This window comes from Marinomonas ostreistagni, assembly GCF_016461785.1.
Lineage (GTDB): Bacteria > Pseudomonadota > Gammaproteobacteria > Pseudomonadales > Marinomonadaceae > Marinomonas > Marinomonas ostreistagni_A.
The window spans coordinates 247,679-265,403 of record NZ_JAEMUH010000003.1; the positions used below are offsets into that span (position 1 = coordinate 247,679).

The window sequence follows — 17,725 nt, forward strand, 5'->3', positions numbered from 1 at the left end:
TTTATGGTTTTTTAAGTCGATTCGATCGCTGCGTCGAAGTCGATTTATACATTGTTTGCATAAACTGTTTAGTATTTCAACAATGTTTTAATCAAATTTTTCTTACGCCCATCGGAAAAAAAGATAATGCGTCCTCTATTTTTAGAATACATAACAATATAAATCAAAACTATTTGTAAAAATAATTGTTGTGTAGTACAACAAAAATAAATTCAAACAAACATTTCAACATCGGTCCACCGTAACAACGCTAAAATAGAAGGTGAATTATGAGTAAGGTGATCTCTCTAGAGCAGGCTGCTGGCCTAATTAAAGATGGTGACTCAGTTGCTTGGTCAACCATTGGTATGTCTTATTTTGCAGAGGCGGTAGCGAGTCATTTGGAGCAACGTTTTCTTAAAACGGGTCAACCAAAGGACCTTACTTTGATTCATGATTGTGGTTGTGGTGATGGCAGAGATGCCGGCATGTCTCATCTTGCCCATGACGGTTTGGTAAAGCGTTTGATATCTGGTCATACCGGTCAGGCCCCGAAAATGGCAGGCATGATCGTTGAAGATAAAATTGAAGGCTACTTATTACCACAAGGTGTGCTCACCACCATGTGGCGTCAGATCGCGGGTAACAAGCCTGGTGTGATTACTAAGGTCGGTATGGGAACCTATGTGGATCCATTACTAAGTGGCGGCAAGGTTACCTCTAAAGCGACCGGTGACTTAGTGAAGCGCATCGAGATCGAAGGTGAAGAGTGGTTGCTGTACAAAAAATTCCCGCTCAATGTTGTCGTGATTCGTGCGACGACGGCTGACGAGCATGGCAATCTATCTGTTGAAGAAGAAGCTCAGTTGGCGGAAATTCTACCGATGGCGCAAGCGGCTCGTAACCAAGGCGGTATCGTCATCGCTCAGGTGAAATACCTTGTCGAAGCAAAAACCATCAAACCAAAAGATGTCAAAGTGCCAGGTGTGCTAGTTGACTACGTGACTGTAGCGCCAGCAGAGCAGCACATGCAAACCATTACCACTGAGTACAACCCAAGCCTTGCGGGTAATGCCCGTATTCCTCTAAACGTTATCCCTCCTGTGCCATTTGGCGAGCGTAAAATCATTGCTCGTCGTGCGGCGATGGAGCTGTATGACAATGCCATTGTAAACCTTGGGATTGGCATGCCAGATGGTGTGGCCTCGGTCGCAGCAGAAGAAAACGTAGCGAGCCGTTTTATGTTGACGACTGAATTGGGGACTTACGGTGGTATTCCTGCATCAGGTGGTGACTTTGGGGCGGCGTGGAATGCAGAAGCGATTATTGAGCATGAAGCGCAATTTGATTTCTACGACGGCGGTGGTTTGGACATTGCCTTCTTAGGTTTGGCGCAGGCGGATCAGAACGGCAACCTGAATGTCAGTAAGTTTGGCCCCAAAGTCGTTGGTCCCGGTGGTTTTATCAATATCTCGCAAACCGCTAAGAAAGTGGTGTTCTGTGGCACCTTGGTAAATGGCGCTAAGTTGTCTTTTGAAGGTGGCAAAGTGTCCGTCTTAGAAGAAGGCCGAACCCGTAAGTTTGTTGAGCAGGTGGATCATGTGACCTTTAGTGGTGAGTTTGCTCAAGCGAATAATAAGCCAGTGTTCTTTATTACCGAGCGATGCGTGCTGGAGTTACGTAAAGAAGGCATGGTGCTGACGGAGATTGCGCCTGGTCTTGATCTTGAGAAAGACGTGTTAAGCATGATGGATTTCACTCCCGTCATTGCTGAAGACTTAAAAACCATGCCAGAGCAGATCTTCCAGCAGTCTTGGGGAGGTTTAGGCGAATTCATGGCAGGTTCTGCAAAATAACAACAATAAGGGTGACCTAAATGACAATGCAAAATGTAGAGATTCCATACGGCGCGTACTGGAGTACACCGTTTACAAAGTGGCAGGGTTCCTTGCAGTACCTGCATTCAATGAAATTCGCGGCTCACGTTGCAAAGCAAGAACTGGCTAAACGCTCAATAGATCCAAAAGTGTTCGACTCCGGCGTACTGGGCATGACCATCAACCAGTATCAATCATTCAATGGTGCGCCTTGGCCACTATTTGATATTGGTGCCGTGCATACGCCAGGGCATGTGGTAAACCAAGTGTGTGCCACCAGTGCTCGTGGTCTATTTGCGGCAGCGTCTGAAGTGATGTGTGGTATGGCCAGTGTGTCGCTGTTGATGGCGGCTGATCGTTGTTCCAATGGCCCGCATATTTTCTATCCGAATCCGCAAGGTATTGGCGGTGCTGGTCAGTCAGAAGATCAAGTGTTTTACAACATGATGAATGATCCAATGGGTGGCCATTCTATGATGCAAACTGGCGAGAATGTCGCCAAACGTTTTGATATCACTCGTGAAGAATTGGATGCTGTTACTCTGCGTAGATATGAACAGTATCAAGAAGCTCTAAAAGATGAGCAAGCATTCCAAAAGCGTTACATGACGCTGCCACTTTCTGTGCCAACACCTAACTTTAAAAAGGAAGCTTGTGTTATCACGGGGGATGAGGGAGTTTTTCCAACCACCGCAGAGGGCCTAGCAAAGCTAAAACCGGTAATGGAAGGCGGTGTGATTACTTTTGGTAATCAGACACACCCAGCCGATGGTAATGCGGCCATCATTGTTTGTCACAGTGACAAGGCGCAGGAGTTATCTGCTAATAGTTCTATCAAAGTGGAGGTGTTGGGCTTTGGGCAAGCGCGAGACGACTTAGCTTATATGCCAGCGGCACCGATAGAAGCGGCTAAGCGTGCTTTACACATGGCGGACATCAGTATTGAGCAAGTCGATGCTATTAAAACCCATAACCCCTTTGCTGTGAACGATGTGGCGTTAGCGAAAGCTTTGAATATCGATGTGATGCAAATGAACAATTTTGGTTGCTCACTAATTTGGGGGCATCCACAAGGGCCAACGGGTTTACGCGCCATGATAGAAATGATTGAAGAGCTTGCCTTGCGAGGCGGTGGTTATGGCTTGTTTACCGGCTGTGCAGCGGGGGATACAGGCATGGCAACCGTGATCCGAGTAACGGATCGATAGTACTTAGTACGCTCCATATTTAGCCACACACGTGTGTGGCTTTTTTTTGAGGAAAATATAAATAGTTGTATTTGACATTTGTTTAGCAATACAACTATTATGAATTTAACAAGTAGTTCACGCTACATAAGGCGCCTCAGCCATAAGCATAAAAACAAGAGGTAAGCGAATGACAACGTATCAATTTATCGAATTCTCAGTGGAGAATGGCATCGGTCACCTGCGATTGAATCGACCTGAGAAAAAGAACGCGATCAATGACTCACTTTGTTTAGAAATTGAACATGCGTTTATTAATCTTCCTGATGACGTCAACGTTATCGTCTTCTCTGGCGCTGGCCCTGAATTTTGTGCTGGTCTAGATCTTGCTGAACATAAAGCGCGCGAACCATTCGAAGTCGTTAAGCACTCCAATATGTGGCATCGCGTGTTTGGTCATATTCAAAACTCTGGCATTCCTGTGATTGCGGCCATGCAAGGTGCAGTCATCGGAGGTGGTTTGGAACTGGCGATCTGTGCACACATTCGTGTCACTGAAAAGGGGACTTTTTACCGTCTACCAGAAGGACGTCATGGCATCTTCGTTGGTGGTGGTGCATCGGTAAACGTGGCTCGTGTGATCGGTACCAGCCGTATGACTGAGATGATGTTGACGGGGCGTGATGTGGACGCAGAAGAGGGTTACCGCATTGGCTTAGGACATTACGTGGTGGAAAACGGTGCATCGTTGGATAAAGCCATGGAGCTTGCGGCGAGCATCGCGAAAAACTCGAAGTACTCAAACTGGGCAATGACCACGGGTTTAGCACACATCAGCAGCATGGCTTCTGATGATGGTTTGTACACTGAATCGCTCATTTGCGGCATCACACAAACCAGTGATGAAGTCAAAGCGCGTATCGAGTCCTTTCTAAACCGTAAAAAGAAATAAGTCAGTACAGGAGTTTAATCATGCAAGTTCAAGGTCGTCACTTTGTTGTTACAGGTTCAGCTTCCGGTATTGGTGAAGCCGTTGCACGTCGTCTACATGGCTTAGGTGCAAGCGTTTCGTTAGCGGACCTAAACGAAGAAGGTCTAAAGCGCGTGTCTGAAAGCTTAGGTAAGCGAGTACAGTACGCGGTGACGGATATTTCTGATGAAGCATCGGTGCAAGCGTCTTTGGATCAAGCGGTTGCCACGTTTGGTGAGATCAACGGTTTGGTGAACTGTGCTGGCATTCCCGGTGCAGAACGCGTTGTTGGTCGTGAAGGCCCTCATTCGCTAGCGGGGTTTGAGCGTGCGCTGCGCGTGAACCTACTGGGAACGTTTAACATGATTCGCTTAGTCGCCGATAAAATGCAGCATAACGAGCCGCAATCGACTTCAGAGCGAGGTGTGATCATTAATACTGCTTCCGTTGCAGCCTTTGACGGCCAAATCGGCCAAGCGGCTTATTCTGCATCAAAAGGCGGCGTAACGGCGATGACACTACCGATCGCCCGTGAACTAGCGCGCTTTGGTATTCGTGTGATGACCATTGCTCCAGGTATCTTCAAAACACCAATGATGGATGTATTACCAGAAGAAGTGCAGCAATCCCTTGGTGCAGCGGTACCATTCCCACCACGTTTGGGCGATCCAGATGAGTTCGCTATGTTGGCACAACAAATCATTGAGAACTGCATGCTGAACGGTGAAGTCATTCGTCTGGATGGCGCGATCCGTATGGCGGCGAAATAGGAGATCAATGATGAGCTACCAAGCCCCTTATAAAGACATGCAATGGTTGGTTGAGCAAGCCTACCAAACTCAACAACTTGGTAACCTTGAGTCCCTACAAGACTTCGACCTTGATCTTGCAAACGCCATCATTGATGAGGCGAGCAAGTTTGCTAGTGGCGTACTTGCTCCTCTCAACATGGTGGGTGACGAAGAAGGTTGTACATTCTCTGATGGCCAAGTGACTACACCAACGGGTTGGAAAGATGCGTATGCTCAATTCCGTGATTCTGGCTGGATCGGTTTGGCATTACCCGAAGAATATGGCGGTCAAGGCTTGCCTAAGTACATTGCTCAGCCAGTGAACGAAATGTGGTTATCAAGCAACCTAGCATTTGTCATGTTTGCGGCATTGGCGCAGGGTGGCTCTGAAATCCTATTGAAGTTTGGCTCTGATGAACTGAAAGCTCGCTATCTAACGCAAATTGTCACGGGCGAATGGACGGTGGCAATGGCGTTAACTGAGCCGAATGCAGGTTCTGACCTAGGCGCGTTGACAACCAAAGCTATCCCACAAGCGGATGGTACGTATCAAATCAAAGGCCAAAAAATCTACATCACCTACGGTGAGCACGATATGGCCGAGAACATCGTCCATTTAGTATTAGCTCGCACACCGGATGCCCCTGCAGGGAGCCGAGGCCTTTCTTTATTTGCAGTACCTAAATACCGCGTTAATGAAGACGGTTCCTGCGGTGAATTTAACGATATCCGTTGTACGGGGATTGAGCATAAAACAGGCCTTCACGGTAGCCCAACCTGTTCGATCAGCTACGGCGATAACGATAATTGTGTCGGTGAATTAATTGGCAACCTAAACCAAGGTCTGATGGCGATGTTCGTGTTGATGAACGAAGCTCGCTTAAGCTGTGGTATGCAAGGTGTCGGTCTAAGTGAGTTGGCCTTTCAAAAAGCCCTGCAATACTCAAAAGAGCGCGTGCAGGGGGCGAGAGCCGATGGGCAACGTGTAGCGATTCTTGAACACCCAGATGTGAAGCGCATGCTTCTTAACCTTCGCTCGGAAAGTTTTGCGCTGCGTTCATTGGGTTACCAAATTGCAGCCTTGATCGATGTGAGTGAGCAATCTGATGATGCTGAGGCAGTAAAAGCGGCTGAAAAACGTATTGCTTTGTTAACCCCTATTTTTAAAGGCTTCGCAACGGAGCAGGCCAATGAACTAGCAGGGGATGCGGTTCAGGTGTTTGGTGGAATGGGGTTTGTAGAAGAAACGGGGATTGCTCAAGTGATGCGTGATGCGCGCATCACAACCATCTACGAAGGTACGACAGGGATCCAAGCGAAAGATTTATTACACCGCAAGATTCGTGTGGACCAAGGTCGCTGTATTAGTGAACTGATGGCAGACATTCGAGACGTTGTTGAAAAAAGTCCAGATAGTGTTGTTAACCAGCGCTTAGGGCAAGCATTGAATCAACTGGCTCATGTATTGGATAGCACGATACTCAATCCAAGTGCTGAATTAGCCCAATTGGATGCTGTAGCGGTGCCATTTTTAAATGCTTTAGGGGGAATCTGCTGTGCTTGGCAATTGGTTGAATTGGCGCAGCGGGCACAAGTAAGCAAAGCTGAAGATGAGGTTTTCTTTGGTAATGTCGTAGCGCTGGCGGAGTTTTACAGCGCTTATAAACTACCTCAGGCTCAAGCGGCTTTGACGACTGTGATAGATGAGCAAAATGGCGTCGGAAACTATGAATTCTAGTTCCTAAAAAATGGGGACATAACCTTCTTTGAACGAATAAAAATAACAAGTTTCAGGAGAATAAAATGACCAGCGAATTCCATCCAATTAAGGTGGTGAGTCACTCGGTTGCGATCGAGAAACGAGATAACGGGGAGCAGATAATTCAATGCCAAACGCCCCTTGCCGAGTACGCTCGTTGCTTAACGGATCGTCTAGTTCACTGGGCTCAGGAGACACCTGACACAGTATTTATTGCGCAACGTGATGACACAGGAGAGTGGGAGCGCTATACCTACGCTGAAGCGCTTGTCAAAGTTCGCCAACTCGCATCATGGCTATTAGAGCAGCCGGTTTCCCCAGAGCGTCCAATCGCTTTTTTATCGGGTAACAGTTTAGAGCATTTGATGTTAGCCATGGCGGGGTATTACATTGGTGTGCCTCATGCACCGATTTCACCGGCCTACTCGTTGGTTGCTACTGATTACGCCAAGTTAAAGCACGTTGTTGAGCTGCTGACGCCTGGTCTGATAGTAGTAGATAAACTGGCACCTTACGAAAAAGCAATTAGTGCGGTCGCCGACCAGAATGTACCGGTCGCAGTGATGTACGGCTCGACTAAAGCTGAGCTTATTAATAATCCAGTGGTGTCTTTTTCTGAATTTTGGAATCATCCTGAAAACACCGCAATTGAGCTCCGTAATGCTGAAGTTACAGGGGATACTGTCGCAAAAATACTGTTTACATCCGGTACAACCGGTATGCCAAAAGGCGTAATGAACACTCATAGGATGCTGTGTGCGAATGCGGTGATGATTCGCGACACCATGGCTTTTTTGGCGGAGGAGCCGCCAGTGATGGTGGACTGGTTACCTTGGAACCATACCTTTGGTGGCAATCATAATGTCAGCATTGCTTTATACAACGGTGGTTCTTTCTACCTTGATGACGGTAAGCCTACCGAAGCCCACTTTCATAAAACATTGAACAATCTCGCTGAGATAGCCCCGACAGTGTATTTCAATGTACCTAAAGGCTTTGAACTGTTAGTGAAAAAACTCAAGCAAGACGATGAATTAGCACGGAAGTTCTTTTCACGGTTGCAGTTTATGTTTTTTGCTGCCGCAGGTATGGCGCAGCATATTTGGGACGACATTGATGCGTTAGCTATTCAGTACACTGGCAAGAAAATCCCTATGCTGACTGGGCTTGGTGCGACTGAGACAGCGCCATCGGTGACCTTTGCCTCCATTGAAGAAAGTGCATCAGGCGTGATTGGAAAACCAGCGCCTGGCGTAACCCTGAAGTTAGTACCGAATGAAGGCAAATTAGAAGCCCGTGTTAAAGCGGTGACGGTGATGCCAGGTTATTGGCGACAACCCGAATTGACTGCTAAGTCGTTTGATGAAGAAGGGTTTTATTGCCTAGGCGATGCCTTTGCTTATTTGGATGAGAGCAATCCAAATCGAGGCTTCAGGTTTGATGGACGTGTTTCAGAAGACTTCAAGTTAGACAGTGGTACTTGGGTCAGTGCAGGAACGCTTCGTGCCAAGTTTATCAGTGCATTTGCCCCATGGGTTCAGGACATTGTGTTGTGTGGAACCAATCGTGCTGACATAACCGGTTTAGTCTTTCCTGATTTGATCCAGTGCCGTGCTCTGATCGGTGAGGAAGGCGCGCATTTATCTGATGAAAAAGTTGTCCAGCACCCGAAGGTTCGAACTATATTTCAAGAAAAGCTTAGAGCTTTTGCGGCTCAGGGAACAGGCAGTTCAACCGTAGTATCACGAATTCTTTTGCAGCATGAAGCGCCTTGTTTGGACGCACATGAAGTAACGGATAAAGGCTCGTTGAATCAAAGAAATGTTCAGGAACATCGTGCGGACCAAGTGGCTGAACTTTATCAAGAGCCTCATTCTGTCAGTGTAATTAGCGTTTAATGTTATTGAAGAATGCCAGTATAGAAGCGACTCTTAAACGGTAGTTGGCGTTTATTGTTATAAGAAAAAGTATATCTAGGTGACAATTATGAAAGTATTAGTCGGTGTCAAACGCGTCATTGATTACAACGTGAAAGTGCGCGTCAAATCAGATAACACAGACGTGGATTTAAGTAATACCAAAATGGCGATCAATCCATTTTGTGAGATCGCAGTAGAAGAAGCCATCCGTCTAAAAGAGGCGGGTATCGCAACCGAAGTCATCGCGGTTAGTGTAGGCTCCAGTGCGAGTCAAGAACAGCTGCGTACTGCCATGGCATTAGGTGCGGATCGCGCTATTTTAGTTGAAACAGAAGACACAGCAGAGCCGCTGACGGTTGCTAAAACTTTTGCTAAATTGATGGCTGACGAAGGGGCTGAATTGGTCATTTTAGGCAAGCAGTCCATTGATTCAGACAACAACCAAGTCGGCCAAATGTTAGCCGCTCTGACAAAACGCCCACAGGGTACGTTTGCTTCAAACGTATCGGTTGAAGCTGGGCATGTGGCAGTCACACGAGAAATTGATGGGGGGCTGCGTACGGTTAAGTTAGCGCTACCGGCCATCGTCACGACCGATTTACGTCTGAATGAACCTCGTTTTGCTAAGTTGCCAGACATTATGAAGGCAAAACGCAAGCCGCTAGAAACGAAAACATTTGCGGATTTGGGTGTGGAAGTGAAACAACACATTCAGCTCGATAAGGTGGAAGCACCGGCTGCACGCCAAGGTGGTGTGAAAGTGGGTTCCGTGGATGAGCTTATCCAGAAACTGAAAGACGAAGCGAAGGTGATCTAATGGCGACTTTACTTATTGCAGAACATAACGGTACAGAATTAGCTCCTGCAACGCTAAGTGCTTTGACGGCTGCGCAGCAGATCGGTTCGGATATTACAGTATTAGTGGCTGGCGCGAATGTTAAAGCGGTTGCGGATGCCGCAGCTCAGTGTTCGGGTGTGGGCAAAGTACTGCTCGCTGAAGGCGACAGCCTTGCTTACGATTTAGCTGAGAACTTGAGCGAATTGATTCTATCTGTGGCAGGTGAGTACTCACATATCATGGCGCCGTCTAACTCTGTTAGCAAAGATGCGATGCCACGGGTTGCAGCCTTGTTAGATGTTGGACAGCTATCGGACATCACCGCGATATTAAGCGACGCACAATTTCAGCGCCCAATCTATGCTGGTAATGCCATTGCCACCGTTACTTCTAACGATGCTGTGAAAGTCATCACAGTACGTGCGGCAGCATTTGATAAAGCCGCAGCGACAGGTGGTTCTGCTGCAGTGGAAACATTAGCTGCGCCTGCTGACAGCGGACTATCAAGCTGGGTAAACGACGAGCTAACGCAATCTGAACGTCCTGAATTGACCGCTGCAGAGCGTATTGTATCCGGTGGTCGAGGTGTGGGAAGTGGCGAGAACTTTGCGCTGCTTGAGGCCTTGGCAGATAAGTTAGGCGCGGCCGTGGGGGCTTCCCGTGCGGCAGTGGACTCTGGCTTTGTACCAAACGATATGCAGGTGGGACAAACTGGTAAGATTGTCGCACCAAGCCTTTACATGGCCTTCGGTATTTCTGGTGCAATCCAGCATTTGGCCGGTATGAAAGACTCGAAAGTCATCGTAGCTGTCAACAAAGATGAAGAAGCGCCGATTTTCCAAGTGGCTGATTACGGTTTAGTGGGTGACCTGTTTGATGTGTTGCCTGAATTAACTGAAAAACTGTAAGTCTTTGTCATAAGAAACTTAAGCGCTAAATAAAAAGAATAAGAGGAGTGCAATTATGCGTGAATCGATGGAGTTTGATGTTGTCATCGTGGGCGCAGGTCCTTCTGGTCTGTCGACCGCCATTCGTTTGAAGCAACTTAATGCTGACCTAAATGTGTGTGTGCTTGAAAAAGGGTCAGAGGTCGGTGCGCACATATTATCCGGTGCCGTGCTAGAGCCTCGTGCCTTGAACGAGCTATTCGACAACTGGCAGGAGTTGGGTGCTCCTCTTAACACCCCTGTGACCAAAGACGAAGTTTACTTATTAAAAGATGGTGAACTGAGTAAAGAGTTGCCCCATGCTTTGGTGCCTAACACCATGAAGAATGATGGTAACTACATCGTCAGTGTCGGCAATTTATGTCGTTGGTTAGCGGAGCAGGCTGAAGGTTTGGGCGTGGAAATATTCCCAGGCTTTGCGGCAGCAGAGATTTTGTATCATGACGATGGTCGCGTGAAAGGGGTTGCCACAGGTGACATGGGGGTATCAGCTTCCGGTGAGCAACTCGCAACCTATATGGAAGGTATGGAGCTGCATGCCCAGTACACGGTCTTTTCGGAAGGCTGTCGAGGACACTTAGGCAAGCAGTTAATCAGCAAATTTAATCTTGATACCGCGGCAGACCCACAGCACTATGCCCTAGGTATCAAAGAGCTGTGGCAAATTGATCCTGCTAAACATCAACCTGGACTTGTGCTGCATGGTGCTGGCTGGCCCCTTGAGGAAGCCAGTGGTGGTTTCTTCTTATACCACACGGATAATCACCAGGTAGTGGTGGGGTTGATTGTTGATCTGAATTACAGCAACCCTTGGATGAGCCCTTATGAAGAATTCCAGCGTTTAAAACATCATCCAGTGCTTAAGCAGTATCTAGAAGGTGGCGAGCGAGTGTCTTATGGGGCTCGTGCGATTGCTAAAGGTGGTTGGAATGCCTTACCGACCATGACTATGCCGGGGGCTTTGTTGGTAGGTTGTGATGCAGGTACCTTAAATGTAGCCAAAATCAAAGGTACGCATACTGCCATGAAGTCAGGCATGATTGCCGCAGAAGCTATTAATAAGGTGTTAGCTGATACTAGTTTATCGATTGGCGACACATTTAACGCTCTCTTTAACGACTCATGGTTAAAGCAAGAGCTATACAGCACGCGCAATTTTGCGCCGGCTATGCATAAGTTTGGTACTTTCTGGGGTGGAGCGTTTAACTTCGTTGATCAGAATTTATTGGGCGGCAATATGCCGATCACGCTTCATGATACATCTCTTGATCACGCCCAATTACAAAATATCGCCAGTGCTAAAAAGATCGATTACCCAAAACCTGATGGCAAACTGAGCTTTGACCGTCTGTCATCGGTGTTTTTATCGAATACCAACCATGAAGAAGATCAGCCTTGTCATTTAACGCTTGCGGACGACAGCATCCCAACAGGCAGTAACCTGAGTCAGTTTGCTGAGCCTGCCCAACGTTATTGTCCTGCTGGCGTGTATGAGATCGTAGAGAAAGAAGCTGGTCCATCGTTACAAATCAATGCGCAAAACTGTCTGCATTGTAAGACCTGTGACATTAAAGACCCAGCGCAGAATATAACTTGGGTAACACCCGAGGGAACAGGGGGGCCTAATTACCCCAATATGTAACTTAAATCCTTAAGTGTAGTGTGATCCCGCTTGATACAGCCAGCTTTCGCTGGCTGCTTTTTTTGTACTTAGTTAGATACCGCTGTCATATTGTCCATAACATCCCAACAAGCCCCTAACGTGTGGTAGTCCACTTTCCCCATTGGCGATTTCTCGTTGGTAATTTTATCGCTATTACGCGCGACAATGCGGAACCATGCCCCGTGAGTGTGATCAATCAGATGATCCCAACTGTATTGCCAAAGTGCTTGATACCAGTCGAGATAGGTTTGCTCACCAGTCACTTTATATAGACGGTAAGCAGCGGCAATCGCCTCAGCTTGCACCCAGAAGTATTTCTGAGCATCGGCAAATTCGTAGGTTTTCGGTGCGAAGCCATAGACTAAACCTCCGTGCTCTTTGTCCCAGCCGTATTTAACCGCTTGATCAAATAGACTCTTAGCGCGTTCCACATACCAAGCTTCAGGGCTCAATTGGTGTAATTGCAATAGCAGTTTGGTCCACTCCACTTGATGGCCAGGTTGAAACCCCCATGGCTTAAACAAGTCGTCCGGTTTATCAATGTTATATTGCCAATCCGGTTGCCAATCTTGATGGTAATGCTCCCAAATCATGCCACCGGCTAAGTCACATAATTCTCCAGCAAACTTTTCTGCAAGGCGCTTAGCGCGTTCTAAGAAACGCTGATCGCCAATGGCTTTGTAGGCCGCGATAAAAGCCTCGCACATATGCATATTGGCATTTTGACCGCGGTACGGGTCAAGAGTCGTAAGATCCCCCGAGCGCTCATCTGCGTAGGCGTTGTAGTCGGGCTGATAAAAGTTTTTATCTAGCCATAAATACAGACTCGAAAGCTTATCAGTTGCATCGACAATGCCCGCCATGTGGGCGTGTGCATAAGCCAACACCACAAACGCATGACCATAGGCCATAGCGGTTTTATCGATGGTATCGCCTAGCATCCAAGCATAGTGATTTGAATTCGCTAGATAATGCTCTCGTTCAATAAAGGCTAACCCATCACGTGCCCAATCAGCGTAATGGTCTCCATAGCCACGGCGGTAAGCTTCAGAATAATTGAATACAAAGCGTGTGGACGACACCAAGTGGCGGGTTTTAGAGTCAAATACCTGACCATCATCGAGAAAATTTTGAAAGAAGCCACCCGCAGGGTCTTTCACGACAGGCTCATAAAACGCCAAGATGCTTTGTGTATGACACAATAAAAATTCATTTGAGAAGAAATTAGGCGCCATGAAAAACTTCCTATTACTAAGTTGGATTATTTTTGTAAGGAATTAGTATGGAAACCTTCCATATCTACTGTCATATAATGATTCGGGACTGTTAAAGTTAATCTGTAAGCGATTAGATATGCTAAACGCTCTAAGAATGTTGAGAACACAGCCTTGATAAACTGGCTACACCAAATATTTACCACAAGTGTCCCCCCAGCCCTTCTTGTCGAAGGGCAGTATGAACCTCTGTTGGTAATTCTGTCCATACTGCTTGCTTCGAGTGCTTCGTTTTTTGCACTGAGGTTAGCTGAAACCGCGCGTCATATCGTATTAGCCCGATACCGTCATATTGCCACGGCAACCGGCGCTCTGATTTTAGCGGGTGGTATATGGAGTATGCACTTTGTCGGCATGCTCGCTTTTAAACTGCCTCATGTTATGACCTATGATTGGTTCTTGACGGTTCTATCAGTCATTCCTGCTTTTGTTGCCAGTCTGATCGTGCTCAAGTCCTTGATTTATGTTCAGGAAAAAGATGCGTTATCGATCTCCCTTACTGCGCGCAATGGTGTAATTGTTGGTGCTGGCATTGGTGCCATGCACTATACGGGCATGGCTGCTATGGATATGCACCTTACCGTGAAATACAACCCGAACTTATTCGTGTTATCAATTGTGGTAGCGGTTGGTCTTGCTTGCGTCGCTTTGTTAGCACGACGTGCAATGAAGCTAACTTTTCCAAATATGCCAACGATTCGGATTAAGCTGATCATTGCCACCATCATGGGGTTGGCGATTTCAGGAATGCATTATACGGGGATGGCTGCGACCTACTTTATTGCATCAACTTCTGAGGCTTTACTACCCCCGTCTCAGACCGATAGCTCTGAGCTAGCTTACGCTGTTTCCATTTTCTCTTTTTTGATTTTTTTATTGGCGATGAATGTCAGTTCTCAACTGCGCTATCGTCAATTGTTGATTGAACAAACGGCTAATGAAGCACGTACTCAAGCCATTTTAGATACTGCGACCGATGCAGTATTCACGATTAATGATCAAGGTCGCATACAGGAGTTTAATGCTGCTGCGCAATCGATGTTTGGTTGGACCGAGTGTGAAGCACATGAACAATCAATCGAGATTCTGTTTCCAGAGAAAAGCGATCAGCAGTATGACGGTTTTTTGGTAGATTATTTTCTATCTGCTAAAAGCCAAGTCGTGGGAACTAATCGTGAACTGGTGGCGCGAAATAAAAAGGGCGAATTGTTCCCAATACAATTAGGCGTTGGACGAATCAACTTGCCAAACGGTGAGCTGTTGTATGTTGGTTTTGCATCGGATATCTCACATCGCAAAGAGATGGAGGAAAGGGTCACCAAAAGTGAGGACCGCTTAAGTTCATTAATTCGTAATATTCCAGGCGTGTCATTTCGCTGTTTATTAGACGAGGACTGGACGCCACTATTTTTATCAGAAGCCATATATGACCTCAACGGTCATACCGCCAGCGAGTATTTAGAAGGGAAGCTAAGTTTTGGTTCATGGCTTCATCCGGAAGACCATAAGAAAGTGACTCGTTTTTTTGAACAGGCGATTGGTGTAAAAGATCGATATGAGTTGGAATATCGTGTTACCCACAAAAATGGTAATACTTTATGGGTCCTGGAAACAGGGACGATTGTTTACGATGAAGCTAAGGAAGCGAAGTGGATTGATGGGGTTATGCTAGACATAACTTCGCGTAAAGCCATGGAGCAAGAGCTACGCGAATCAAAATTTAGAGCAGAAGAAGCGGCGGAAGCTAAGGCGTCATTTTTAGCAAACATGAGCCATGAAATCCGTACGCCAATGAATGCCATTATTGGGTTTAGTAGCATTTTGCTTGACTCATCTTTACCAACAGAAACTCGTAAACACCTTCAGACTATTAACCATTCCGCTCAATCCCTCTTACATTTGTTAAATGATATTTTGGACAGTGCGAAGTTGGATAAGAATAAGCTTGAGCTTGATATGAAACCATTTAGGTTATCAAGTTGTGTTGATACTGTTATTTCAACTCTCTGGCTTCAGGCTAAGAACAAAGGGTTGACTCTAGATTTAGAAGTGAATGCTGACTTACCGCAGGTGGTTGAGGGAGCTGAAGATCGTATCCGCCAAGTATTAATTAACCTGGTAGGGAATGGTATTAAGTTTACCGAGTCAGGTTCCGTATCGCTAAAAGTTTGTCCCGTACCTGAACGACACGAGTGGATTCGATTTGCTGTCCGTGATACCGGAATTGGTATTTCACAAGAGCGTGTGGACTCGATTTTTGACGCATTTACTCAAGCTGATTCTTCTATGAGCCGTCGATTTGGTGGCACTGGATTAGGAACGACCATCTCAAAACAACTTGTTGAGCTAATGGGAGGGACGATTCATTTAGACAGCCGCCTTGGCGAGGGCAGTTGCTTTTATTTTGATATTCCATTGCCCATCGCGGATAAAAACGATTTAGCGCCAACCCACCAGCTTTTGCAGCTACCTGCTTTACGTGTATTAGTTGCGGATGATATTGAAGAAAACCTTACCCTGTTAAACATTATGCTATCGAAGCAGGGCCATGCTGTTTATCTTGCAAAGGATGGTTTGGAAGCTGTTGAGGTATTCAAAGATGTGCGTCCCGATATTGTTTTAATGGATATTCAGATGCCAAATATGGATGGCTTGGAAGCAACCCATATTATTCGTACCTTTGAACAGAAAGCAGGCCTTGAAAAGACACCAATCATTGCATTAACGGCCAGTGTTCTCTTGGAAGATAGAGTGGAGGCTCAAGAAGCTGGGATGAGTGGGTTTGCGAATAAACCTGTGGATTTGCTGCAACTAATGCAAGAAATGGCAAAAGTACTTGAGCTGGATGCAAACGATTTAGCAACAGTGATGAAAAGTGAGGCTTTTGTTGGATCACCTAAATATCGTGTTGTTCATTTGGGTAAAGGCATGGAGCTTTGGGGCGAATATAATGTTTATGTCTCTGAAATCATAAAGTTTTATAAAAAGAATCAGGGGCTTTTAATCAAGCTGCAAACCTATATTGCTCAGAAAGACTGGGTTAGTCTTTCGGAAAGAGCGCACGCTCTGAAAGGGCTTACTGGCAACTTAGCGCTGTTGCCGCTATACCATCACTTCACAATGCTCGAAAAGGCTGCAAATAATCATCAAATTAGCGACATTGCTGCGTCAATTACTCAAATTTCGATAGCTTGGCAGGAGTTGGCAGAAGACATACAAAGTCTTGAAGTCACGCTTACTCCTATTACAAATGAGATTAATGACGAGGAAGGTGACTTCAGTATACAGGAGCAGATTGAACTACTCACTGAATGGCTATACATCACTGAGTCCGGTGAGATTGATGATGAGCTGACACAGAAATTACTCTCCAGTGTACGTTCAGATATTGAGCCTTTAGTACGTCAAGCGGCCCATCATGTTGATGAGTTTGAGTTTAAAGAAGCTGTGAAGCAAATTTATCAGGCGCGAACGCTGCTTCGTCAGTAAAGGAGTTTTTATGTCCCTATTAGAAAAAACTCAACCAAGAGTTCTCATCGTTGATGATGAGCCTGCAAACTTAAAAGTTTTACGGCAGGTCTTACAAGACAGTTATCGGTTGTCGTTTGCTCGCTCTGGTGAAGCGGCTTTAGAGCTACTTTTTAAAGAAGATATTGACCTTATTTTGCTCGATATCATGATGCCTGATCTGACGGGCTTTGAAGTCTGCGAAAGAGTAAAGAGTAATCCTAAAACGGCTCGAACGCCGATTATCTTTGTGACCGCGTTAAAGGATACCATTGATGAAGAAACAGGATTCAAGCTCGGAGCCGTCGATTACATCACCAAACCTATTGTGCCAGCTATTGTGCGTGCTCGTGTGAAAACACATTTGTCTTTGGTTCAGGCAGATGCTTTGAAAGAAACTCAAATTGATTTGATTCAACGCTTGGGACGCGCAGCTGAATACAAAGATAACGAAACAGGGATGCATGTTCAGCGAATGAGTCGGTATGCCTACGTGCTTGCGGTTGCGGCGGGCATTGACGAGCAAACGGCTAATGAACTGCTTTTAGCGGCTCAAATGCACGATCTAGGTAAAATTGCGATCCCTGATAACATTCTTCTAAAGCCTGGTCGTTTGGATGAAACTGAGTTTAAACAGATGAAAGCCCACGCCCAAATCGGTGCTGATATCCTGTCTAACCCGCAGTCTCAACTGGTGGCTCTGGCTCGTTCGATTGCCATTACGCACCATGAAAAATGGGATGGTAGTGGTTACCCTAAAGGGCTGAGGCAAAAAGAAATTCCACTAGAGGGTCGTATCGCCGCTATTGCAGATGTATTTGATGCATTAACCAGCGAACGCCCTTACAAGAAAGCATGGTCGGTCGAGGATGCGGTTCAGCTATTACAAGAAGAGTCTGGTAAACACTTTGATCCTGATCTCGTTGAATTGTTCATCCTTGAGCTTCCTAAGATACTTGAAATAAAAACGAAGTTTGCTGAGCAAATACAACTTAAAAGAATAGACAGTTAGAT

At 46.2% G+C, this 17,725-nt stretch carries 12 protein-coding genes; 11 read left to right on the forward strand and 1 reads right to left on the reverse strand.

Translation table 11 applies throughout. The features are described 5' to 3' along the window. Positions 1-269: 269 nt before the first annotated feature. The 9 genes from JHD44_RS04290 (at position 270) to JHD44_RS04330 (ending at position 11,909) form a co-directional block, all read left to right on the forward strand. Positions 270-1,835 (forward strand): acyl CoA:acetate/3-ketoacid CoA transferase, encoded by a 1,566-nt coding sequence (locus JHD44_RS04290; RefSeq protein ID WP_199461411.1) that lies wholly within the window; start codon positions 270-272, stop codon positions 1,833-1,835. Between the two features lie 20 nt (positions 1,836-1,855). Next, complete coding sequence (locus JHD44_RS04295; RefSeq protein ID WP_199461413.1) at positions 1,856-3,064, forward strand: thiolase family protein; 1,209 nt, start codon at positions 1,856-1,858, stop codon at positions 3,062-3,064. 169 nt (positions 3,065-3,233) lie between these two features. Then, positions 3,234-3,995: a crotonase/enoyl-CoA hydratase family protein gene (locus tag JHD44_RS04300; RefSeq protein WP_199461415.1), complete on the forward strand. Its 762-nt coding sequence runs from the start codon at positions 3,234-3,236 to the stop codon at positions 3,993-3,995. Between the two features lie 20 nt (positions 3,996-4,015). Continuing rightward, the gene (locus JHD44_RS04305) at positions 4,016-4,783 is read left to right on the forward strand and encodes a 3-hydroxyacyl-CoA dehydrogenase (RefSeq protein ID WP_199461416.1); all 768 of its coding nucleotides are present in this window, start codon (positions 4,016-4,018) and stop codon (positions 4,781-4,783) included. Positions 4,784-4,790: 7 nt separating this feature from the next. After that, positions 4,791-6,542: an acyl-CoA dehydrogenase gene (locus tag JHD44_RS04310; RefSeq protein WP_199461418.1), complete on the forward strand. Its 1,752-nt coding sequence runs from the start codon at positions 4,791-4,793 to the stop codon at positions 6,540-6,542. Between the two features lie 65 nt (positions 6,543-6,607). After that, complete coding sequence (locus tag JHD44_RS04315; protein ID WP_199461420.1) at positions 6,608-8,461, forward strand: feruloyl-CoA synthase; 1,854 nt, start codon at positions 6,608-6,610, stop codon at positions 8,459-8,461. An 88-nt stretch (positions 8,462-8,549) separates the two neighbouring features. After that, a complete protein-coding gene (locus JHD44_RS04320) occupies positions 8,550-9,299 on the forward strand; it encodes an electron transfer flavoprotein subunit beta/FixA family protein (protein ID WP_199461422.1) in 750 nt (249 codons plus the stop codon). Further along, entirely contained in the window at positions 9,299-10,228 is a 930-nt protein-coding gene (locus JHD44_RS04325; RefSeq protein WP_199461424.1) for an FAD-binding protein, read from the forward strand. Before JHD44_RS04320 ends, JHD44_RS04325 begins: the two co-directional genes overlap by 1 nt. Positions 10,229-10,283: 55 nt before the next feature. Beyond that, a complete protein-coding gene (locus tag JHD44_RS04330; protein WP_233401723.1) occupies positions 10,284-11,909 on the forward strand; it encodes an electron transfer flavoprotein-ubiquinone oxidoreductase in 1,626 nt (541 codons plus the stop codon). 68 nt (positions 11,910-11,977) lie between these two features. On the opposite strand, the gene JHD44_RS04335 is transcribed toward JHD44_RS04330, so the two are convergent. Beyond that, complete coding sequence (locus JHD44_RS04335; protein ID WP_199461426.1) at positions 11,978-13,165, reverse strand: AGE family epimerase/isomerase; 1,188 nt, start codon at positions 13,163-13,165, stop codon at positions 11,978-11,980. Positions 13,166-13,396: 231 nt separating this feature from the next. Here JHD44_RS04335 and JHD44_RS04340 point away from each other — a divergent pair, with 231 nt between their 5' ends. Then, complete coding sequence (locus JHD44_RS04340) at positions 13,397-16,693, forward strand: MHYT domain-containing protein (RefSeq protein WP_199461428.1); 3,297 nt, start codon at positions 13,397-13,399, stop codon at positions 16,691-16,693. Positions 16,694-16,703: 10 nt separating this feature from the next. Then, entirely contained in the window at positions 16,704-17,723 is a 1,020-nt protein-coding gene (locus JHD44_RS04345) for an HD domain-containing phosphohydrolase (protein WP_199461430.1), read from the forward strand. Positions 17,724-17,725: the final 2 nt, after the last annotated feature.